Genomic DNA, 23,091 nt, shown 5'->3' with positions numbered 1-23,091 from the left:
CTATGACTCCGAAACTAACCCGTATTCTTTTGCCTGTTCTAAATTGACAGTGACTAATTTTGATGTACCCGGTTCAGGCATGGTTACACCCAACAAGTCAGTTGCCATGGTCATCGCCAGCTTATTATGTGTAATGTAAATGAATTGTACATGTTCAGAAAGCTCTTTTACCAAATTACAATATCTCTGTACATTCGCATCGTCGAGTGGAGCGTCCACTTCATCGAGTACACAAAACGGTGCCGGATTTAACCTGAAAATAGCAAATACTAATGCTAACGCTGTTAACGCTTTTTCTCCACCGGAAAGTAATGCTAGAGAACTGTTTTTCTTACCCGGTGGTCTCGCCATGAGCTTAACCCCAGATTGCCAATCATCCTCAAGACTTAAACTGGCTTCACCACCATTAAAAACTTTTGGAAATAGATTTTGTAACTCTTGATTAATCTGATCAAAAGTCGACATAAACAACTTACGGGTTTCTTGGTCAATGCTCTTCATCGCATCTTTTAACTGAGTTACCGTATTTTCCAAGTCTTGAATCTGGTGGCTCAACTCATCAAAACGCTGAGAAACTTCTTCAAACTCTTGTGAAGCAGCTAAGTTAACTGCACCGATTTTTTCAAACTGTTTCTGTACTTTTTCCAGTTTTTGCTGGTGTTCAGTTAAATCTATTTTCAGGCCCGTTTGAAGCTCGGCATTTAACTCCTTGAGCTGTTCTTGATAGTGCTCACGGTCCGACTTGGCTGCTTGCCATGCTAGACGTTTGGCTTCAAGCTGCTCTCTAAGCTTTTCATCTTGCTGTTGGTATTGATGGCGTTGGTCTGTAAGCGTTTGTTGCTTCTCTTGGACACTATTAAGCTCAATCTGCCATTCATTCCATGTCTTTTGCAGCTTTTCGGTTTGAGCAAATTGTTGTTGAAACTCGGACTCAAGGTTTGGCAACTCTAACTGAATAGGGTCCACAAACTTTTTCGCCTGTTCCATTTGCGCTGTAATTTGTTGATATTGGCTCTGCAAGAACGAAATATCTTTTTCAAGTAGCTCAATCTGTTGAGTTGTCTGCGTACTATTACGTCGTAAAATCTCGCGCTCTTGCTGCTGCTGTTGCAAGACTTGTTGCTGTTCTTCAAGCTGCTCTGTTAATTCTTCTACCTGAAATTGCAAAGTTTTATAGTAAGGTAAAATGGTTTCGAGCTTCATTGCCAATGCATGCAAATCAATTTCCAGATCATCTTTTTGCATCGCATCTTCTTCAAGCTGTGTATCTAATTGAGCGAGTTGATCTTTCAATTGCTGTTTTTGCAATAAAAATGCTTGTGCTGCGGTTTGTTGCTTGGCAATTTGTACATCAAGCTGTTGCAAGTCTTTTTGTTTTTGTTTAATGACTTGTTGTTTTTGCTGTAGGTCAACTTGTAACTGTCCTAGCTCATCTTTTTGCTGAACTATAATTTGATCTAATGCTTGTAATTCTGGTTGCTGCTTTTGAAGAACTTGTTCAATTTCATCTAGACGAATACGATGACTAAGCATACCTTGCGCACTTTGACTTTCGTCATCATACATAAGAGCAATTACCCAATCTTGCCCGACATGATAACCATCTAAAGTCAAAATAGACTGGCCATATTGCAGTTGCTTTTGTTCATTTAAAGCATGAGATAAATCTTGTGCAATCGCTACATTCGAGAATATTGATAGCTGTGGCGATGCAATCCAATCATTCAAGCAAATCAGGTTCCCCTTAAATTTGCTTGATTGCTCTGAAGGCTTTAACTGGCGAGCAACTCCTTCCTGAAAGGCTTGTTCAGTTTCAACAATATGTGCCTGCAACCATTTTGCTAAAAACTTTTCAATAATTTGTGCGTGTGGTTTGCCCTGCTCTGTTAACTCTAAAGCCTGCATTAAACGTAGCGTATCTTGGTTTTGCTTTGGACTTTGTTTAGCAACAAGCTGGCTTAAGTTTTTCTGCTCTGATAATAGAACCTGTATTTCTGTTTTTAACGTTTGCTGTTGATTTTTATTTGCCTGATGCGCTTGTTGAGCTTGTTCAATACGCTGCACATACTGCTCAATTTCAGCTTCTAGCGTTGAGATTTCAAGACAAAGCTGCTGCTGTAATTGCTCAAGCTCGCCTTGTTCGTCTTCGTGTACTTGCGATTGGATCTGGTTTGCTTGATGTTGCAGCGTTTCTTTTTGCTGTTCAATGCGCTGAACATTTTTGCCTAATTGCTCGATTTGAGCAGACATTTGCATTTTTTGCTGCTGTTGTTTTTCAACCTGAGCTTTTACTTGCTCAAATTGTTGCTGCGCTTGCCGTTGCTGTGATTGTAAACTGGCAAAATTTTGCTCTGCTTCAGCTGCTGTATGCTCAACTGCTGTTAAAGCTTCAGTTTGTTCTTCTAACTGGCTATTCAGTGTTTCAAGCTGTAATTCAGAAAGCTGTAAACGTTCTTTCGTTTGAGCTTTTTGTTGTTCCAATTGAACAAGGGTTGTACTGTTTTGCTGAAATAAACTCTGTTTTTGTTCCAGAGTCATTTTCAGCTCAGATAATTTTTTTTCGGCTTGTTGCCATTCTTGTTGTAGTGGTGAAGATTGCTGAATAAGTCGCTGAAATAAAGCACTGGTAGATTCTAAATCATGTTCAATGGTACTTAATTCTGAACGAACTAACTTAAATGTTTCCCCCAGTTCGTTCATTTGAACTGTATATTCTTCTTGTAGGCGTACACTTTTCTCTGCCTGAAAAGACAAAATTTCAATTTTTAGGGTACGAATCTGGCTTTCTAATGTTTTATATTGAACCGCTGCTTCTGACTGGCGTTTAAGCGTTTTAAGTTGTGATTTTAACTCAAGCGCAATATCTTCCAAGCGTGAAAGGTTTTGCTCCGTATGTTCAAGGTGCTGCAAGGTTTCGCGGCGACGCGCCTGATAACGGGAAACACCTGCCGCCTCTTCAATGAAAATACGCATTTCTTCTGGCTTGGCATCAACCAAGCGGTTAATCATGCCTTGTTCAATGACTGCGTAAGAGCGTGGCCCTAACCCTGTGCCCAAGAAAATGTCAGTAATATCACGGCGGCGACAACGTGTACCATTTAAGAAATACTCAGATTTACCTTCGCGGGTCACCTGACGACGAACTGCGAGCTCATTATAAGCGTTATAAGCTCCACCTAATTTGCCATAGGTATTGTCAAAACGCAGTTCTACACTGGCAACCCCAACAGGCTTACGCTTGGATGTTCCGGTAAAAATAACATCTTGCATGCTACCACCACGTAGCTGACGAGCGTTTGACTCCCCCATCACCCAGCGGATCGCATCAATAACATTGGATTTGCCACAACCATTTGGACCAACCACTGCTGTGCGGTTCGCCTTAAAGTTTAAAGTTGTACTATCTGCAAAAGATTTAAAGCCGGAAAGTTTTAAACTGCTTAAACGCATAATGCCCTAACTAGCGGCGTGAGCGTCTCGCCCAAGCCAATTCAATCTGTTTCATTCGTGTCAGCGATTCCAACACAAGGTTACGTAAGTGTCGACAAAAATCTTCCATAAATAAAGCGGCTTGTTGTGATTTTCGGATCAAAATTGCATCAGTCACGAGTTTAAATAATGCAAACGCTTCTTGTAGTTCCCGTTTAGAGGTATTTAGCGTCAAAAAATAACTACGACGTAATGATGGTAATAATTCTTTATAAAATTTCATTAAATAAGGATTACCGACCATATCTTGTTGTTCAGCAAGATATTGGAAAATAGCATCGTAGAATTTTTCGATATCGCCTGCTTTTACATGCTCAAGAAGCTGTTCTAACAAGAGTTGTAATTGATCAGCTTCATGGGCACGCCATGTTTCGCTTATGCGTTGTACAATATGCCCCAATAACATCATATTTGTATCAAACAACGCTTTGACCTGTTGTGCCGACATTTCCGAAACAATTGCACCACGACGCGGAAAAATTTCAATGAGATGCGTACGCTCGAGTAATAATAGCGCCTCACGAACTGATCCCCTACTTACGTCAAGTTCTTTAGCGATACGAAGCTCTTGTATGCGTTCGCCTTCAACCAATTCGCCACTAATAATCTGTTCGCTAATATATTTGACAATTTGCTCAGAAAGACTTTCTGTCTCTTCGAGATTCATAAATCACCCGCTACTTTTTATATGCATTAATCCATGCTTTTCTTTCGCATCCTTGTTTTTAACTGATCCCATCCATTAAAAACTATGTCATTGTCTGACAATTTTATTGCATTTTAAGCCAACCCACCCAAAATCCATACAGAAATCGGATGAAAAACTCACCGTTAATCTTTTCAAGTCTTCAAATAAAAAAAGCTTAAACCGTGAGAGTCTAAGCTTTCTTTTCTATATATTTTTAATAAAACGTTTTTAATTCATAAAACCTTTATAAATAAAGTAACTGCCGACCACGACTAACAAGCAAGCAAAGCATTTTTTTAGCATTTGTGGTGACAATGCGTGGGCAACCTTAGCCCCAAGTTTAGCAGTGACAAAACTCATGACACTAATACCAATAAAAGCGTAGATATGGATATATCCAATTGTATTAGGTACAGAAATGTGCTCTTTAGCACCAAACCACATAAAACCAATTGCACCTGCAATAGCAATAGGTAAACCACAAGCAGCAGAGGTCGCAACTGCTTTTTGCATGACTACGCCATGACGGTTTAAATATGGGACAGTTAAGCTTCCGCCTCCAATACCAAAAATTGCAGAGGCAATACCAATGCCTCCACCCGCCATAAATTGCATAGGTGTTGAAGGAAGCTGACGTGTTGGGTCAACCACAACATGGGCTCCTTTGAACATCCGATAAGCCATCACAACAGCAAAGACACCAATAAGAAGCTGTAAATGCTGGCCAGACAAAAGGTCGGCAATACCTGCACCTAAAAAGGAACCAATCACTAGTCCCGGTGCTAAATTACGGAAAACAGGCCAGAGGACTGCACCTTTTTTATGATGAGCCGAAACTGAACTAAAGGAAGTCACAATAATGGTTGCTAGGGAGGTTCCGACTGCAATATGCATGATTACCGCGGGATCATAGTGCAACTGGGTAAAAACGACATAGAGAATTGGTACAATAATTAGTCCACCACCAACTCCAAACAGTCCGGCAGTAAAACCAGCAATTGCGCCAATGAGTAAATATATGATTAACTCCATAAATGTTTTACCACTCTGCTCATATTCAACATGGATTTAGAGACTCGCCAACTACAACAACTTTTAAGCGCAAAAAACCAGCTTCCAGAAGTGGTTTTATTAAAAGCAACCACAACTTCGACCAATGATGATATTCGTGAAATTGCCCAAAAAGGCATTACAACAGGCTTGGTTTGTAGTGCTCAACAAACTCAAGGGCGAGGTCAACATCAACGGCAATGGATTTCACCTGAAGGAAACATTTATTTAAGCACATTGGTGCAAACTCGAACACCCTTAGATGGTCGCTTAGCACTTGAAGTTGCGTTGAATATTTTGCAAATTCCACAGCTACAACCTTTGAGCCTGCAAGTGAAATGGCCAAATGATTTATATAGTACACAAGGAAAATGGGGCGGAATTTTGGTTGAACCTCTTTCCCAACATCAGGCGATTGTGGGTGTAGGTATTAATTTAAAAACACCACCAGTCACTGATAGTGATCAGCCGATCACGTCTCTAGAAGATTTAGGCCTAGAACAAATGAGTCGTCTTGAGTTAATTTCAGAGCTTTATGTTGCAATTCAAAATGCAGCCCGCTGGTTTGATCATGGTTGTTATAACCTTGCAGGACGTTTTAACCACCATGCTGCGTGGCTTAATCAGTTAGTTCAGTTCGAACATAGTCAAGGACTGGTATATGGCCGTTTCGTTGGTATCTCTAATGAAGGTGCGGTGATTCTTGAAACTCCTGAACCACAGCAGTTTTATCAAGGTCGTCTAAGACCACAAACCACTCAGTAATCAGGTATTTTTCCCATGAAAAGTTTATGGCTTGATATCGGAAACACCCGTTTAAAATACTGGATTACTGAAAATCAGCAAATTATTGAACATGCAGCTGAGTTACATTTACAGTCTCCTGCCGATTTATTACTGGGATTAATCCAACACTTTAAACATCAAGGCTTGCATCGTATTGGGATTTCTTCGGTTCTCGATACCGAAAATAATCAGCGTATTCAGCAGATTTTAAAATGGCTAGAAATTCCTGTTGTTTTTGCCAAAGTGCATGCTGAATATGCAGGTTTACAATGTGGCTATGAAGTTCCAAGTCAGCTCGGGATTGACCGCTGGCTACAGGTACTTGCTGTTGCTGAGGAAAAAGAAAACTATTGCATTATTGGTTGCGGAACAGCGCTTACTATTGATTTAACCAAAGGCAAACAGCATTTAGGCGGTTATATTCTGCCAAACCTTTATTTACAGCGTGATGCGCTGATTCAAAATACCAAAGGTATTAAAATTCCCGATTCGGCTTTTGATAATCTAAATCCGGGTAATAACACCGTAGATGCAGTACATCATGGTATTTTACTGGGCCTCATTAGTACGATTGAAAGCATTATGCAACAATCACCTAAAAAACTACTCCTCACAGGTGGCGATGCTCCTCTTTTTGCAAAATTTCTACAGAAGTACCAACCTACTGTTGAAACAGATCTTTTGCTTAAAGGGTTACAACAATATATTGCCCATTATCCTAAAGACTAGAATACAGACCAAAATAAAAGGCGCTCTAGGCGCCTTTTATTTTATGGTTTTATTTCTTTTGGTCGTTGTTACCAAACAGTGGTCCCATACCGCCACCACCGCCAAATTGTTTTTGCATATTGCCTAATGAACGCATCATTTTGCTCATACCAGATGGATTCGCAAACTTCTTCATCATTTTAGCCATTTGTGCTTGTTGCTTAATGAGTTTATTCACTTCAGCTACATCCATACCACACCCAGCTGCAATACGTTTTTTACGGCTTGGGTTCATCAGGTCTGGATTACGGCGTTCCTTGATGGTCATTGACTGGATAATAGCTTCCATTTTCTTGACCTGCTTTTCAGGATTCGCCTGCTCAATTGCTTGCTGAATTCCTGCACTGCTCATGCCTGGCAACTTGTCTAAGAAGCCCATCATGCCGCCCATCTTCTTCATTTGCTCAAATTGCATCAGCATATCTTCAAAGTTGAAGCTGCCACCTTTTTGCAATTTTTTCGCCATTTTCTCGGCTTTTTCTTTGTCGATTTTACGTTCAACTTCTTCGACTAAAGAAAGTACGTCACCCATACCTAAAATACGTTGGGCAACACGGTCCGGATGGAATGGCTCTAAGGCATCAAGCTTTTCGCCCATACCCAAAAACTTGATTGGCTTACCGGTAATCGCACGTACAGAAAGTGCCGCACCACCACGCGCATCACCGTCAGTTTTAGTAAGAATCACACCTGTAAGTGCCAAAGCATCGTTAAATGCTTTAGCAGTATTTGCAGCATCCTGACCTGTCATGGCATCAACCACGAACAGAGTTTCAGTTGGCTTAACTGCTGCATGCAATTCTTTAATTTCGTCCATCATGTCTTCATCGACATGTAAACGACCCGCTGTATCGACAATCAACACATCAGCAAACTGGATTTTTGCCTGTTCAATTGCACGGTTAACAATATCAATTGGTTTTTCAGAAGGATCTGATGGAATAAAGCCTGCACCAACTTCTGCTGACACAGTTTCTAACTGTTTAATCGCTGCCGGACGATAAACGTCGGCAGAAACGGTCATTACTTTTTTCTTTTGACGTTCTTTTAAGAAACGTGCCAACTTGGCTGCTGTAGTTGTTTTACCTGCACCTTGTAAACCAGCAAGTAATACCACAACTGGAGGCTTAGCACTTAAATCCAGTGTTTCATTGGCCTCACCCATCATCTTGGTGAGTTCATCATAGACAATTTTTACAAATGCCTGGCCTGGAGATAACTGCGTCATCACTTCTTGGCCCAATGCCTCTTCCTTAACTTTCGCGATAAATTCACGAGTTACAGGTAACGCGACATCGGCTTCAAGAAGAGCCATACGTACTTCACGTAAGGTATCTTTAATATTGTCTTCGGTCAGCTGCCCTGAGCCAGTAACATTTCTTAAACTCTGCGTGAGTCGTTCTGTTAAGGTATCAAACATTGCAAAATCCGCTTAAAATGGCTAGTTGCAAAAAAATCTTTCTCGAAATAGAAAATTTATGCATAGAATGCTATAGGATACTTTAGTTCGCAGCGAATTTATATCTTATCTAGATGAATTAATCCTGAAAAAGGTTTGACATGATTAGCCTCCCCTTGGTTTACACAATTTTGGCACTCATCGCATATACCACTTCTTTCTGGTATCTGTTCATACGTTTAATGTCAAAACGTGAACCAAACCCATGGTTATTTGCTTTTGTTACGACCTTAGCACTGCTGTTACATGGCACAGTTTTATGTCATGCCATGCTGACGCCATCAGGAATTAACTACGATGTTTTTAATCTGGTGTCTTTTACATCAGGACTTATGTTGTTGTTAAGCTTAGTTTTTAGTACTTTCCGTCCGATTGTACCGTTAAACTTGCTCGGCATTCCTGTAGCAGCGATTGGTCTTATTTTAGGTTTTGCATTTAGCCGTCCCGATCAGTTTATTGAACAGCATTCATTAGGTTTAGATACTCATATTATTCTTTCACTTTCTGCTTATGCTGTTTTACTGATGGCAACCATACATGCGATCTTGATATGGTTCCAAAACCGTGAACTCAAAAAGAAACAAAAAAAACGTATTTGGGTCAATTTACTTCCATCCATTCAGGCCATGGAGTCTTTATTATTTGACCTCATCATTACTGGTTTTATTTTATTAACTATTGCTCTCGCGTTTGGTTTCTTAACAGTTGATAGCTTCTTTGCCCAGCATCTCGCTCATAAAACCGTATTTAGTATTATTTCATGGTTTATTTATGGCTCTTTATTGATTGGCCACTATAAACTTGGCTGGCGCGGACAAAAAGCGATTCGTTTTACCTTAATTGGTTTTGCATTATTAGCGATCGGTTTTATTGGCAGTAAATTTGTGCTTGAGATGATATTGGGCCGATAAAACAATTAAAATTTCAGCACTACTAGACAGCGTTATACATATCCCGTATAACGCTGTTTTTGTTTTGCTCAGGTGACTCAGACTGTGAAACTCATACTCGCTCCAATGGAAGGTTTAACTGACCCGATCATGCGGGATACACTCACATCTGTTGGTCACTTCGACTGGTGTGTAACCGAGTTTATTCGCGTTACAGACAGTATTTTGCCAGACCATATTTACTATAGTTTTTGTCCTGAACTTAAAAACGATGGTAAAACAGCTGCTGGAACACCTGTACACGTTCAGTTCTTAGGCAATAATCCAGAGATGCTTGCAGCAAATGCGGCAAAAGTCGTTGAGCTGGGTGCTCCTGCAATTGACCTTAATTTTGGTTGTCCTGCAAAAACCGTCAATCGACATCGAGGTGGTTCGGTACTTCTTGATGAACCAGACGTAGTACATATGCTGATTAAGGCAGTCCGTGATGCTGTACCTGCGCACATCCCTGTTTCAGCAAAAATGCGTTTAGGTTATCTAGATGAAAACCACACCATGGAAAACGCCCATGCTGTTGAAGATGCGGGTGCAAGCTGGTTAACTGTACATGCTCGAACTAAAGCAGATGGTTATACGCCACCAGCTTATTGGGAAAAAATTCTGCCTATTAAAGAAGCTTTAAAAATTAATGTGATTGCTAACGGCGAAATCTGGACCAATGCTGATGCTAGAGCTTGCCAGCAACAATCTGGCTGTGAAGATTTAATGATTGGCCGTGGTGCAGTGACTACTCCAGATTTAACACAATGTATTCGCCAAAATATGGATGAAGCACTGTTTACTTGGGAACAACTGGTTGACTTACAAATACGTTTTTTAAATGGTCAAGCAAAAACAGAAATTGGGATGGTTGGCCGTTATAAGCAGTGGTTAGGTATGATGACCAAAGCCTATCCTCAAGCGAAAGAATTATGGGACCAAGTGAAACGCATTAAAGCTTTAGATGAAATTGTTCAGCAGCTAGAGCAAACCAGTTCTTCTCGTATTTAATCACTCAAACAAAAGAGAGCGATTGTTTAGACAACCGCCCTCTTTTGGTATTTCAGGTTAAGTAATTATTAATTATTTTTTAAAAGCCACTTACTTTCATTTTAAAGTCGGTCACCGAAGCACCCGTAACTCCAAAACTCCCCATAGACCCATTGGGTAAATTATTAAAGGTTGTTGTACTTTGTGTACCTAAATTTCCTAAAGTCACATTGTTAAGTGATGCATCAAATTTACTAGATACACCTATATTTCCAAAGGTAAGTCCTGTCGGGTCAACCCCAGCATAAAATCCATCAAGAACAAAACCGGTTGACGCATTCGTACCTGCAAATTTAAACCCAAATGTAGCACCCGTGTTATCGGAAACTAAAGTAATCGGGCAGCCAGATGCAGCAGAACAAATCGATTGAATAGCTCCTCCAAATTTAACCATAACCGACTGGGCAGCATGTCCCAATTGAATATTTAAACGAGGCTTATTGGTTTGTACAAAGTTAATATCAAGATTACCAGTAGAACGAATCAGCTCTTTTACCCCGGTATTCACCGTTGTGCCCGAACTAAAAATTGATTTTGGTGCATAACTTGTTAATGCATAATCGGATGGGCTAGATAAAGATGTGCTTGGTGCTAAATAAACTGAAAATGGTAAAAGCCGAATACCATTTACGTCACTCCCCATCGTGACAGCTAAATTTAAAAAAGGATTTCCACCACCAGCATCGGTATCGATTGCAATATTAAAAGAAGGATTTGTAGATACAGCAGCTTTAATAAACTCTATGCTAGGAACCGGATTAGTAGAGTTTCCTGCAATGACAAGACCTGCTTTACTGTTGTAAGACGTAGCTGCAATACCGTTCGTATCAATCAAGGCGACTTGATTAAATTTAACTTGATCAGCCTGAATACCTAAAGTTAGACCATTTTGACCCGTCGCAGCTGCAAGACTTTGATCATCCAAAGGTTGCATCGCGCAAACACTTGAACTACTGGCAAGTAACAGCCAGCACCCTATATTTTTATTTTTCATGTCGCTCTAATCCTTAAGAGACAAACGTTTATTATTTGTTCAGACTATCAGAATAATATTCAACTACAAAGCAATTATCTCTATAACCCGACGAATGCAAATCCAATCACACTAAACTAAAATTTATATAAAAAAGTGACATTAAACGTCACTTTTATTGATTAGTTAAAGGCACCATTTCTAGGCACAATGCTAAAGCTACTATTTAGACGTCCACCCGTAATTGCAAGCTCACCTAAACGTGCTCCTGCACCTGTTGAAGGTGGATAGAAATTAATATCTTTCACACGTAATGCGCCGTCAATACTCTTATCAGGATTAAAATAAACCGCGGTATTTACACCAACTTTACCTAAACCACTTGCGGTATCTTTGCCCACAACTAAAGCGGTATTAAACGCTAGCTTTCCAGTAATATTGTCAAATCCAATTGCAGAACCATCAATCGGATCACTAATTTGTACAGTATTTCCAGTTGCTGTTGCAGGCATTGTAAAATCACCTAGTACAGTTAAAGCACTACCATCTGCAATTGAACTATTCGGCACTATCGATAAATTAAGATCGCCGCCTAAACGTAGTTTTAAACCAAATAAGACATCATTATTTTTGGCAAAGTTATCGATTGGGGAAGTACAAGACCCGGTTGCCGGACAAGTTTTATATTTAGCTCCTGGTAAATAACCTGCTGCAATTTCGGTTGATAAAGCAAGTAACATATCTTTTAAACCGATATTTAAACTGCCATTTTCTAAACCAATAGTGCCATTGCCTTTGAGGAACATATCAATATTACGTAACCCCATATAATAATCGGTAGGGTTGCCCGCATTATTAGCATTTGGAGAACCATCAATTAATAAAATTGAAGTTGTTTTAGTACCGCCTGCATCTCGACCTGTCGTTCCGACAGCTATACCAAAACCTAAACGTGAAGTTGTACCAGATGTTGCAACTAAATTTTGAATCGGTTTACCGTTGGCATCTTTTGTATAGTAATAAGCACCATTTGCAGACGCATCTACACCATAGACAGCGGCATTCGCATTTAAATTATAAAAAGGTAAGGCTAAGCCCCATTGGTTATTTACACCATTGTCCGCAAACTGATTGGCAGCCGCGACATTCGCACTTGTAGTAAAACGACCGCGTCTTGAAAATGCCTGAAACTCTGCGCCACGCATCGCAAGAATTAAACTAAATGGATTAGTCACCGTATCACGGTGAATATTATGCTGATAATCAGCAGCTGTCGTTAATGTGCCTGATCCTAAACGAATTGCATTTAAAGTCGCGTTGTTTGGCATTAATAATGTTTTTGTATCAGCAAGATTTAAATAAATATTTCCGCTGTCAAAATAACCACGCGTAGCGGAGTTAAGGCCGGTTAAATTACCAAATTCGAAACCATAAGCATTCAGACCTGCTCCACCAATTTCTAAGGTAGTTGCTTTGCCATCTGAACCTAACATCGAATCATTATCTTTAGTGAACTCCCCTTTCATACGAAAGGCAATTCCAGAATTACCTAAAATACTATTACTTGATCCCGTACCTGAAGCCGTATTAGCAGTACCTAATGTTGTTTTATCTGAAGAACCATCCATACCACGGACTTGTAGGTAACTGTTAACCATACGGCCGCTAGCACCTAAACGAATCAAGCCTTTAGAATTCTGTGGGCTATTTGTCGTGTCTAGGGCATAAGGATTTGCCTTATCAACATTTGAGCTAAGCATTACCTCAATATTCAGACCTGAATTGGTTACTTTCCCACTACTGTCTACATATGTACCAGCAGTTAAACCAGAAGCAGAATCGGCGACACGATTAAAATCGACATAGCCATAGGTACTATTTGGAGTTTGCCCAACCGCAGCAGTATTATTCCCTGTATTAGTTTGTAAGACTATGCCACGGGTAGGATCAATAAACATGACGCCTTTACCAACAAAATTAAAGTTAAAATTCTTTAATATCAATTGATTTAGCTGACTACGCGCGTCTAATTGCCCTAAATAAATATTTGCATTATTTAGACCAAGCGTCATGCTTGACTGACTATTCGGGCTAAATAAACCATCTTGAGTAGTAAGAGCCAAGTTTAAAGGCGAAGTTGTTTGTATAGCCAACTGTCCTAAAGTAGGAGAACAAGCAGCCGAACTATTACAGACTTTGACGCTATTTACAGTAATGAGCGAGGGGCTACTTTGCATAGAAAAATCGACCCCTGCTTTACCTGTAGTCGCATTACTTCCTACGTCTAAACGGTAGTTTGTACCTAAAGCTTGTGTAGAGGCATTGCTTTTTTGTATTTTTACACCACTCGCTTGAGCTCTTAAAATTTGGTCAGCACTTGTTGGTGTGCCTGCATGGTCGTCCCAATAAGCATTATCAATATTGATTTCGTTGAAAGTCGTTTGTATCGAGATTCCATCTTGACCATTGACCGCACTCAAATCGGTATCTGTTAACGCTTCTAAAGCAAAAACCTGTCCGCTCACTAACAACATACTGGCTGTTAATGTATTTAAAATAAACTTTGAGCCGTGACTTTCTTTATTTTTGTTCATCACTTTAGTTCCTTTGAAATCTACATTAACCTTTAACAACGTGGATGGCTACCATCACAGCTAAAGACCATGACTTTTCCTTGGATAGCCAAATTCCCATTCATCATCAAGCCCATAAAACCAGTTTCACGTCCATGGTCATACGCCGATGGGGTCGCAGTAGCAACTTGCTGGTTTGCACTATTAGCAATGGCCTCATAAGTTGGCTTTTTGAAATATGCATAATCATACATATTTGCACTCGAGCCTTGCGCTGTTGTTGAACTGGTAAAGTTATCTTGCTCAATTGATAAGGCATTAAAACCAAAGTTACGAATTAAAATTGGCTGTGCTGCACTAAAACTAAGTTGAATAGCCGGTTTTATAATTTCCGTATTACTTTTATCAAGATACTTTAAATCAGCACCATCCAAACCCATTTTTTGAATATTTAAAGTGCCTTGCACACCTTTAAATACTAACCAAAGTTTATTACCGCTGTCGCTATTTTCAGCCCAACCACTTGGCTTAGTCGCATCTGCTTGCACAAAGCGTTTATTAATTGCTAAACCAATATGACAGAACTCTACCTTTTCACAAACGCCACCACTGCCATTATCAAATATACCGTTACTGGTCTGGTTTAAATTAAGCATGAGTGATAAATCAGCACCAGCTTGGCCATTAATTGCCTGTAATGCATCATTATCCAAGGTTTGTAACTCTGCATGAGTCACAGTTGCACAAAGAGCAAAGAGCAAAGCAGTTATTTTTTTCATCGCGTTACTCTCCTCTTATAAACCTTTTGTGGTGAGCTTTAAATGTTGAATTAAAACACCATCAATAACAGCTGAACCTAAATTGTTTAGAGGACTAATATTGGATAATGCAGGTGCCTGATTGGCAGTTGGAATCACATAGCCTGTGGTGCCATTCCTACTTCCAATTAAATCATTGACAACAGCATTTCTTGATGTGAGCCATGGAATAGCAGAATTATTCCAATCTCGGTTTAAAACAGTTCCATACATTGGGGTTGAACCTGATTTGTTGGTGCATCCTAATAGACTAGAACACTGTGGTGCATCTGCTGGTTTAGCTGTTGGATCCGTAATTACCCAAGTGCCTGTTCCTTTGTTATATTCCCACTGATATAAATAACCAGCAGTTTTATAACCACAGTCTGAATTAAATAAACCACAACTATATTCCTGATTCCATGTTTGAGTATTCTGTTGTCTTTGCTTAAAACGAACTTCTGTCATAGTTGCCGAGGTAGTTCCAGACACAGAATTGTTCAATGACACTAGACTACCAGCGGAGGTTCCAGAAACTTGCGTACCTGTTGAAATTAAGCGCCCAAATGAAACCCCAATAGCTCCTTCACTTGTATCTGCTAGCAAGGTTTTTCCATTATCAGGACTATAGACCGTACCAATTGCGATACTACTATGCGTTGGGTTAGCACAAGAGTAAACATTACAAGTAGAACCTTTATAAGTCGTATCAGCACCAGTATAGTCAGTATAGACCTGTTTATATATTTCTGGCTTATTGGCAATTCTCGCAATTTCTATACTAAAGTTTTTACCATCAGTCCCTAAAATAACGGGTTGATATAAATTACCTAATACTAAATTAATATTTGGATTGTATAAATATAAACCCTCACTATCAGCAAATTTCGGTGCTATAGCACCAGTAGAATCCAATGCTGGTGTATATAACTTGTTTGATGTATTTGGTGAATCTGAAGTTTCACGGGTACTAAATCGTAAGACTTTACTCGTATCGTTAAAGGAATTACGCGTCTTACTTGATGTTCTTGTATCTGTTCTTGTGCGATTTTCTACGTAATAACGACATCCACGTAATGTGCTAAAGCTTCCCGTTCCACTATTACCACAATCTCCAGTGCTACTCGTGCTTAATGTAGAATTTGCGCCTGCATGTACCGTTTGCCAACCATTATTGGTACTCGATGCATATGTCTGGGTTTGACTCGTAATGTTTTCAGTCACTATACTGGTATTTTTACTATCACCTGTATTTAAGCGGACTAGGCCAGACATACCTAAAGTATTATTGTAAAAGGGGCTCATTCCACCTGTAGTAGTTGCTCCACCTAAAGTTTGAAACATACTAATCTGGCTGCCATTCAGACTAAAGCCATTTAAAACACCTTGTAAGCGCAATCGGTTAGCCCGATTTGTATCAATACTGGTACCAATTAATCCATTACTATCGCCATACTGGAACTGTGCTAAAGAGCCATCTGTAGTCGCTACAATATTAGGGTTCCGTACAAAGGCATCAGCCCATAATCCTAATTTTAAATTATATGCATCAGCTCCTTCTGCACCATCAATTGTTGGTTGATATAAAGGAGCCTCTAAAGATAAATATGTTACAGGGTAAAGAGAACTATCCGTTGTACTAAAATTAGGAACATTCGTAGCAGTTTTTACCTTAAATATCCAAGGATTGGCTCCTGTGCCCCAACTCGAAATCGCTGCTGCTGTTGCAGTATTGGCAATACGTGAGTTTGCATCACCGTCCGATTTGGAAAGTGCTAAACCATAAAGAAAGATATCAGCTTTACCTACTGCGCGGTCTTCTGGCCCCACAGTGCCATTACCACTAGTATCGGCAGCAGCCACACTCAAGGGTCCTACAGGCACATAGTTAATAGAACCTATATCTTTACTACGATCAGTAATAATTTGATTTACAGATTCATTTGGACCAGCACCACGAAATACCATAAATGCATTTTGAGGTAATATTGCAATACCTTCGCCTGTAGTTTCACTTAAACCGGCATCAGAAAGTTCTTCAAGAGCAAAGCTAGATTGACTTAAACAGAGTCCAATTAAGCTTGCTAAAACGGTTTTTTGAAAACCGACCGTATAATTAAGTGTAGTCATCATGACCTTCCTGTTTTATACGATGCCGCGCACCATATTTCTTTTTCTTGAACAGTCCTTGAGGCAAGATGAAATTATTTCCTTTTTCATCTCACTAGGGGCAAACTCTAAAAATTGCCAATCTTTCCACATTTCCATTATGCTGAATATTTACTCAAATGCAAAATTAAATCAGCAAAAACGCTTTTTTCCGATGAATGAAAATATTGATTTTTAGCTCAACTAACAGAATTTCAAAGAGCCATAACAGTTAGCTGAGAAATTTTGTTTTTGTAAGACAACATTAGTTAAGGTCATAGAGGCTGGCGTTTTTCCTGTTAAATCAACTGTCCCTACAGGAAGATTCCCTACTATTAAACAGTTAGCTGCTAAAATTCCACATTCTACTGCGTGACCTGGACTATTTAAGTAAGCACTTACTTGCCCTAATGCATCAACAATTGTAGAAAGTGCAATATCAACGCTACCTGTAGGAGTAATTTGGCCGATATCAATTGGATTTGTGAGTTCTAGCCACCACCCAGTCTGTGCAGTAGAAGCAGCTTCAGGCCATAGAATATTTACCCCCTGTACGGAAAGATACCCTGCGGATCCATTTAATTGTGCAGCATGGAAATAACCCAGACTTTGTTTAATTGCTACATTAACATCTAGATTATCTACAGAACCTGTTACATTACCAGAAATAGGAATAGGAATTCCAAGTACTGAAGCTGTAGCATTTAGGGTCCCACTAATAGCCAGACCGCCGACTGTAGCTGTCGCTTTTAAATTAGCCGTATTTATACGTTTACCCGTAATAATCTGTTCCCCCATCGACAATGTACCCGTACCTACACCTAAATTTAAGTTATATGCAGTGGATGTAAAAGGAACCGTGACACCCTGTCCTAGAACAGTTGCTCGACCAGTAATTGCTGTGTTTGTTTCATCTTGAGTAATACCATAGTAAGGATTCGTTGTCACAGTCCCGCCTGTTGGTTTAGTAATTAAGTAACCACTCAAAGAATTAATACCACTCGCAGCATCGCCATTTTGCAAACCAAAGGTAAGTAAACCCGAAAGCGATTTAGCACTTAATCGGAAACCTTGTATTTCACGTGTAGACGCTGAATTCGGGTTCTTAACAGCGAACTCTAAAAATGGATTAGTAATAACTGCTGAAGAGGCAGCACGTTCAGCACTGGTACTATCTACAGTACCACCACTTAAGCTTAAATAATCGATATCAATATCACAGGCCCCTGCTCCATTGACACCACCACAACCTAACTGTAATTTTTTAATATTGGCATTCAGTTCTAATTGGGCATCTAGAGCAAGTCGATAGAAGCCCATGTTTCCGTTAGTATTAGAATTACTTGCAGCATCGGTAGGCGCAATATAGGACATACTCATCAAGGCTTGACCACGAGTAGCTGACAACTCAGCATCAGACATTGGAACTAAGGTAGAACCAGCATAAGCTGAAGAAAAGCATAAACTTCCGAGTGCTAATATCGCAACCTGAAGAGACGTAAACTGTCGCATGACCGACCTCCGTATCCTTGGGGGCATAATCTAATTTCTTTTTATTTGGCTTCTCTTTCTTTAATGTACTCTTAAACTAAATACATAAGAAAAATACCGATATTTACGATTTCGCTTCTTTTTAATTTGTGTGATCCACATCAAAGAAAAAAATCAATTCTTGATCATTTTATATCATTTTCTACAAAAGAAAACGTACCTTATTAATATTCCGATAAACGTCACTTTTTAAGGTATATATAAAAAATAGGCCACTTAAAGTGACCCATTTTTAAAGCTCATCTATTTATAACAACTTATGTCTTAGGAAGTGTAACCCCAGTTTGACCTTGGTATTTACCACCACGATCTTTATAAGAGGTTTCGCATACTTCATCACTTTCGAAGAATAGCATTTGTGCTACACCTTCACCTGCATAAATACGCGCAGGTAAGTTCGTGGTATTTGAAAATTCTAAAGTAACGTGCCCTTCCCATTCTGGCTCTAAAGGAGTGACATTTACAATAATACCGCAACGTGCATAAGTTGATTTACCAAGGCACACAGTCAAAACATTACGTGGAATACGGAAATATTCAATTGTACGCGCTAGAGCAAATGAATTAGGCGGAATAATACAAACGTCAGACTCAATATCGATAAAACTTTTTTCATCGAAATTTTTTGGATCAACAATTGCAGAATGTACGTTAGTGAAAACTTTAAATTCGCGGGCACAGCGTACGTCATAACCATAGCTAGAGACCCCGTAGGAAATCAATTTTTCGCCATTCTTATCAAAACGGACTTGATTCTCTGCATAAGGTTCAATCATGCCGTGTTTTTCGCTCATCTCGCGAATCCAACGATCAGACTTAATAGCCATGTATTTTCTATCCAAAAGGTAATTTCATTGATTGCGACGTACTTTAACGTAAAAAAGCAATTATGAAAACAATGGCGGCTACTCTTATCGCTAAGAATAGCCCGGAATAAATTTTTAAAGATTTAATAAAGCAGAATAGCTAATTGGAATTGAGAAACTAACTAAAACCAACGAGGCTGTTCTTTGTAAATTTGATTGATTTAACCAACGTACTTTATTTGCAGCCAAGACTGAACCTAAAAAAATCCAGAATAAGGCAATCGGGGTAATTAAAGCTAAATAAGCCAGCATATGAATGAGATAAATATGAAAATTAGTCCACGCTGCAACAGGGAAAATCGCTGAAGCAAAAAGTAATGCTTTAGGATTTAGTAAAGTTGCACAAAATAATTCACGTGGGCGAATAGTTGGATGATCTAGTTCAAGCTGTTGATTTGCCGTGTGCCATAATTTAATTGCTAAAAAAATAATATAACAAGCACTGAGCAATTTAAGTATAGGAGGTAATAAAGGAAGCGTTGCAGAAACTTTCCCGATTAACATTCCCCAAGCTGAAATCGAAATCACATACCCTAGAACTTCTGCCGGAATTAATTTAGCAGATTTTTTGAGGCCTACTTGTACTCCTGATGATGCAAGTAAAGTATTTGTTGGGCCAGGGGTAAGTAAAATAGTGGCAACCAAGCCAATAAAAAGCCATGAAATCATTGAATGACCTCACAATGTAGTCATCTCAGATTAATAGATATTATTCTAGAAGGCAAAATCTAATTGTAAGACAATTTTTTAATATCTTAAAAAATAAAATTTAAAAATTATTTATAAACAATAATTTATTAAAATTTTATTAATTCTAAGCTAAAAAACTATAGAGTCAGTTACAGCGTATTACATACCAAATTGTATTTAAGTAATATAAGTATTTTTATTTTAAATCTATTTTTACATTAAAAAGGCCTATAATAAATTATTACCGCAGTAAGTTTAATTTTTAAGCTTTTAATAAGTTTCAATTAATATATTGTTTCTTTGTGTTTATATGAGCCCCTAAGCTCTACTATCCTATGATTATGGCAAAGCAATTTTTTCAATCTTGGCTTCCTTCTCCAGAGAAAGTTTCAAATATGAAATTTTTAAGGATTTTCGGGCAAAAAACCCTTAATCCTGTGCTTTGGTATGTCAACCGTAAATCTATTACTCGCGCCGTTTTTGTAGGGACTTTTTTCGGTTTACTGCCTATACCCTTTCATAGTGTATTTATTGTTATGGCAGTTTTACTGTTTGAAGTTAATTTACCTATTAGCTTAATGCTTGCTTGGCTTAGCAATCCTCTTACATTAGCGCCTATTTTGTATATTGGTTTCTGGTTTGGTGCACATATTTATCATGTGCATATGATAAATAAGAAAATGCTTTTGGGGGTGCTTCACCAGATTTCACGTTGGATTACGCATTTTGGTCATGGTCATATCGATTTGAGCCTCGCTAAAATTTTAATATCAGGTCTCATTGTCGAAGCGTTTGTATTTGCAACCATATTATATATAGTGACTGAGGTATTCTGGCGTTGGATGGTCATTCGAAACTGGAAAAATAGAACAGGACATAAAAAACAAGAAGACGCTCTATAAGAATTCATCTTCTTGCCTAAAATTATATTGTTATTTTGGTAGTTTAGATTTCATATATTCTTCAGCTACGTTAAGCACGTAGTCTTGGCAAGCTTCTCCTGTACCAGGGTCATAAGCCCCGTTATTTGTAATATTATTAGATAAAATTCGAATTCCTAAAAACGGAACATTAAACTGGCTTGCGATTTGCGCAACAGAAGCCGCTTCCATTTCTTCAACTGAGGTACCATAACGCTCATGGAAAAATTGAATTCGGTCAAGTTCATTATTCCACACATCTGCCGAGCCAATTGTTCCTTCAACCACCTCACCTTTGTCATAACGTACTTTATGTGCCGCCATTAATAGCTCTTGGTCACCTTCAAATTTGCGAATTGCAATAGGCTCAGGGTCAGATTCTTCTGTCGGTAAAACATCAAAAGCCTCAACCCATGTAAGTGAGTTTGAACCGCCACCTAATGGCTGTTTAGGCGTTCTAAACGCCCCAATATTGGTTGCATATTTTCCTAAAACAATATCATAAACATGGAGATCAGGATCGTGCCCCCCTGCTGTTCCCTGGTTAATAATGGCAATCGGTTTATAACGTTCAATTGCCAAAGCAGTTGCGGCAGCAGAGTTACTCATCCCCATACGTGTTTTAGAAATAATCATTGGATAGCCATTGTAGGTTCCTTTCCAAAAGGTCCAGCCACCTATTTTTTCAACAGTTTTATTTTCTAACTTTGAAGCCATTCTTTCCGACTCTACGGGTAAAGCACCCTGAATAATAATCGGCTGTAATTTCTGTTTTTGTTCCTGAACTGTTGGTGTTTGTGAAACTGATGAGTTGTCATCATTACATCCAACTAAAAATAAAGCGCTACATAAACTGATTACGCCCAAACTATACTTAAATTGCATTTTCCACCTGTTTCTTTGAAAAAGAAGCGTAAAGTAGCAATCTGCATGCCAATTTCAAGTTTAGCTTTGTTATTTAGATTCAGTAATTTAAATTTTTCTTTTAACCAACCAATAAAAACCCGACTTAAAGTCGGGTCAGATGAATCAAAAGATTCGTTTATCATCTCGTGCACGCTGAGGAACTTTCTCAATCTGTTGCCAGACTGCTTTCGCAATATCGATATAACTATCAGCTGCGTCATCCATTGCAACAACACTCGGTTTACCTTGATCAGCATGCTCACGTATTTGAGCATTTAAAGGCAAACGACCCAGCAATGGAATATGGTACTGCTCGGAAAGCTTATCACCACCACCGATACCAAAAATTTGCTCTTCATGTCCACAATTCGAGCAAATATGAGTCGACATATTTTCAACTACACCCAATACAGGTATGCCAACTTTATTAAACAACTCGATTCCTTTAGTCGCATCAAGCAAAGCAACATTTTGTGGGGTCGTCACAATGATTGAGCCAGTCACTGGAATACGCTGAGCAAGCGTGAGTTGAATATCACCAGTACCCGGCGGCATATCAATCATGAGTACATCTAAATCTGGCCAAAGCGTTTGATTAAATAATTGCATTAGAGCGCCTGTAGCCTTCGGTCCACGCCATGCAACAGGTGTGTTGTTATCGCCAGTTAGATGTCCAATAGAAAGTACTGCCATACCGTAAGCATCTAAAGGCACAAAATTTTCACTTTCAATCAGAGGAGTTTTACCAGCATTACCTAGCATGGTCGGGATACTTGGTCCATAGATATCAGCATCTAATACCCCAACCTTAAGTCCCATTTTTTGTAAGGCAAGCGCCAAATTGACCGTTGTTGTCGATTTACCAACACCACCTTTACCTGATGAAACTAAAATAACATTCTTGATTCGAGGATGAAGTGGCACATCTCTTTGTTGCGGCGCTGCTTTCTGAATTGGTGGGTTATTTGGATCCGGTTCAGACTTAGGTGAAGCATCAAGCACAGGAGGTAAATTCGAATTCTCTTTCGGTGCTTTAGATGAACAACCTTGACCCGAACTCTCTTGTGTAGGGCGCTTTTGTTGAACTACATGTAAATTAAGTTCTTCAATACCGCACTTTTGCAAAGCGCCAGCTAAATCATCATGAATTTGTTGCAAGTATTCTTTTTCGTCTGGGAAAGTATTAATGGTGAGTTGTAAAACACGACCTTGCACTTGAAGCTGACTAATGCGCTCTTTTAAAGCATCTTTTGAATGTGGCAATAAATAATTTTGGAGTACGGTTTGGATTTCCTCTTCTTTCACTTCTTGTGCGGGTGAAAAAACGGATTTTAATGAAGAAAGCCAAGACATATTGTTTACTCCAAAAACAGATCATTACAGCTTAATGGAGATAGTGTAACAGTATTGCTCCGCACTCGCTCACCTTGGGATGAATAATTACTAAC

Annotated in this window: 18 protein-coding genes; 5 read left to right on the top strand and 13 right to left on the bottom strand. The window is 39.1% G+C overall.

Annotation, left to right across the window (positions count from 1 at the left end):
* The 3 genes from smc to EGS71_RS17140 all read right to left on the bottom strand — a co-directional run bounded on the left by smc (nucleotide 1) and on the right by EGS71_RS17140 (nucleotide 5,209).
* A complete protein-coding gene (gene smc, locus EGS71_RS17150) occupies nucleotides 1–3,450 on the bottom strand; it encodes a chromosome segregation protein SMC (RefSeq protein WP_001239993.1) in 3,450 nt (1,149 codons plus the stop codon).
* 10 nt (nucleotides 3,451–3,460) lie between these two features.
* Nucleotides 3,461–4,156: a GntR family transcriptional regulator gene (locus EGS71_RS17145; RefSeq protein ID WP_001047228.1), complete on the bottom strand. Its 696-nt coding sequence runs from the start codon at nucleotides 4,154–4,156 to the stop codon at nucleotides 3,461–3,463.
* A 249-nt stretch (nucleotides 4,157–4,405) separates the two neighbouring features.
* Nucleotides 4,406–5,209 carry a sulfite exporter TauE/SafE family protein gene (locus tag EGS71_RS17140; RefSeq protein ID WP_000420176.1) on the bottom strand — a complete coding sequence of 268 codons (804 nt, stop codon included), beginning with the start codon at nucleotides 5,207–5,209 and terminating at the stop codon, nucleotides 4,406–4,408.
* A gap of 30 nt (nucleotides 5,210–5,239) precedes the next feature.
* Here EGS71_RS17140 and EGS71_RS17135 point away from each other — a divergent pair, with 30 nt between their 5' ends.
* Both EGS71_RS17135 and EGS71_RS17130 read left to right on the top strand, forming a co-directional pair.
* Nucleotides 5,240–5,992: a biotin--[acetyl-CoA-carboxylase] ligase gene (locus EGS71_RS17135; RefSeq protein ID WP_000362828.1), complete on the top strand. Its 753-nt coding sequence runs from the start codon at nucleotides 5,240–5,242 to the stop codon at nucleotides 5,990–5,992.
* Nucleotides 5,993–6,007: 15 nt separating this feature from the next.
* Nucleotides 6,008–6,742, top strand: coding sequence for a pantothenate kinase (locus tag EGS71_RS17130; protein WP_000839416.1), 735 nt, complete (start codon nucleotides 6,008–6,010; stop codon nucleotides 6,740–6,742).
* 49 nt (nucleotides 6,743–6,791) lie between these two features.
* On the opposite strand, the gene ffh is transcribed toward EGS71_RS17130, so the two are convergent.
* The gene (gene ffh, locus EGS71_RS17125) at nucleotides 6,792–8,201 is read right to left on the bottom strand and encodes a signal recognition particle protein (protein WP_000460625.1); all 1,410 of its coding nucleotides are present in this window, start codon (nucleotides 8,199–8,201) and stop codon (nucleotides 6,792–6,794) included.
* Nucleotides 8,202–8,341: 140 nt separating this feature from the next.
* On the opposite strand from ffh, the gene EGS71_RS17120 reads away from it, so the two are divergent.
* Nucleotides 8,342–9,151 carry a cytochrome C assembly family protein gene (locus EGS71_RS17120; protein WP_000624642.1) on the top strand — a complete coding sequence of 270 codons (810 nt, stop codon included), beginning with the start codon at nucleotides 8,342–8,344 and terminating at the stop codon, nucleotides 9,149–9,151.
* Between the two features lie 84 nt (nucleotides 9,152–9,235).
* Nucleotides 9,236–10,180, top strand: a complete 945-nt coding sequence (locus EGS71_RS17115) for a tRNA dihydrouridine synthase (protein WP_001984199.1) — start codon at nucleotides 9,236–9,238, stop codon at nucleotides 10,178–10,180.
* A 79-nt stretch (nucleotides 10,181–10,259) separates the two neighbouring features.
* Here the strand turns inward: EGS71_RS17115 and EGS71_RS17110 are convergent, their stop codons facing one another.
* The 7 genes from EGS71_RS17110 to EGS71_RS17075 all read right to left on the bottom strand — a co-directional run bounded on the left by EGS71_RS17110 (nucleotide 10,260) and on the right by EGS71_RS17075 (nucleotide 19,796).
* Nucleotides 10,260–11,213, bottom strand: coding sequence for a DUF6160 family protein (locus tag EGS71_RS17110; RefSeq protein WP_000791879.1), 954 nt, complete (start codon nucleotides 11,211–11,213; stop codon nucleotides 10,260–10,262).
* Nucleotides 11,214–11,374: 161 nt separating this feature from the next.
* Nucleotides 11,375–13,786, bottom strand: coding sequence for a DUF6160 family protein (locus tag EGS71_RS17105; protein WP_001038909.1), 2,412 nt, complete (start codon nucleotides 13,784–13,786; stop codon nucleotides 11,375–11,377).
* A 32-nt stretch (nucleotides 13,787–13,818) separates the two neighbouring features.
* Nucleotides 13,819–14,544 (bottom strand): DUF6160 family protein, encoded by a 726-nt coding sequence (locus tag EGS71_RS17100; protein WP_000724339.1) that lies wholly within the window; start codon nucleotides 14,542–14,544, stop codon nucleotides 13,819–13,821.
* Between the two features lie 15 nt (nucleotides 14,545–14,559).
* Nucleotides 14,560–16,692: a hypothetical protein gene (locus tag EGS71_RS17095; protein ID WP_000209690.1), complete on the bottom strand. Its 2,133-nt coding sequence runs from the start codon at nucleotides 16,690–16,692 to the stop codon at nucleotides 14,560–14,562.
* A 222-nt stretch (nucleotides 16,693–16,914) separates the two neighbouring features.
* Complete coding sequence (locus tag EGS71_RS17090; protein ID WP_001248735.1) at nucleotides 16,915–18,222, bottom strand: hypothetical protein; 1,308 nt, start codon at nucleotides 18,220–18,222, stop codon at nucleotides 16,915–16,917.
* Nucleotides 18,223–18,518: 296 nt separating this feature from the next.
* Nucleotides 18,519–19,088 (bottom strand): dCTP deaminase, encoded by a 570-nt coding sequence (dcd, locus tag EGS71_RS17080; protein ID WP_000985728.1) that lies wholly within the window; start codon nucleotides 19,086–19,088, stop codon nucleotides 18,519–18,521.
* 114 nt (nucleotides 19,089–19,202) lie between these two features.
* Nucleotides 19,203–19,796: a LysE family translocator gene (locus EGS71_RS17075; protein ID WP_000626775.1), complete on the bottom strand. Its 594-nt coding sequence runs from the start codon at nucleotides 19,794–19,796 to the stop codon at nucleotides 19,203–19,205.
* Nucleotides 19,797–20,152: 356 nt separating this feature from the next.
* On the opposite strand from EGS71_RS17075, the gene EGS71_RS17070 reads away from it, so the two are divergent.
* Nucleotides 20,153–20,719, top strand: a complete 567-nt coding sequence (locus EGS71_RS17070; protein ID WP_000605098.1) for a DUF2062 domain-containing protein — start codon at nucleotides 20,153–20,155, stop codon at nucleotides 20,717–20,719.
* 30 nt (nucleotides 20,720–20,749) lie between these two features.
* On the opposite strand, the gene EGS71_RS17065 is transcribed toward EGS71_RS17070, so the two are convergent.
* Nucleotides 20,750–21,622: a 5'-methylthioadenosine/S-adenosylhomocysteine nucleosidase gene (locus EGS71_RS17065; RefSeq protein WP_001159878.1), complete on the bottom strand. Its 873-nt coding sequence runs from the start codon at nucleotides 21,620–21,622 to the stop codon at nucleotides 20,750–20,752.
* Between the two features lie 144 nt (nucleotides 21,623–21,766).
* A complete protein-coding gene (gene apbC, locus EGS71_RS17055; protein ID WP_000118709.1) occupies nucleotides 21,767–22,996 on the bottom strand; it encodes an iron-sulfur cluster carrier protein ApbC in 1,230 nt (409 codons plus the stop codon).
* Between the last annotated feature and the right edge of the window lie 95 nt (nucleotides 22,997–23,091).

This window comes from Acinetobacter sp. FDAARGOS_559 (genome assembly GCF_003940475.1).
Taxonomy (GTDB): domain Bacteria; phylum Pseudomonadota; class Gammaproteobacteria; order Pseudomonadales; family Moraxellaceae; genus Acinetobacter; species Acinetobacter baumannii.
This window is presented reverse-complemented; position numbering and strand designations above follow the sequence as displayed.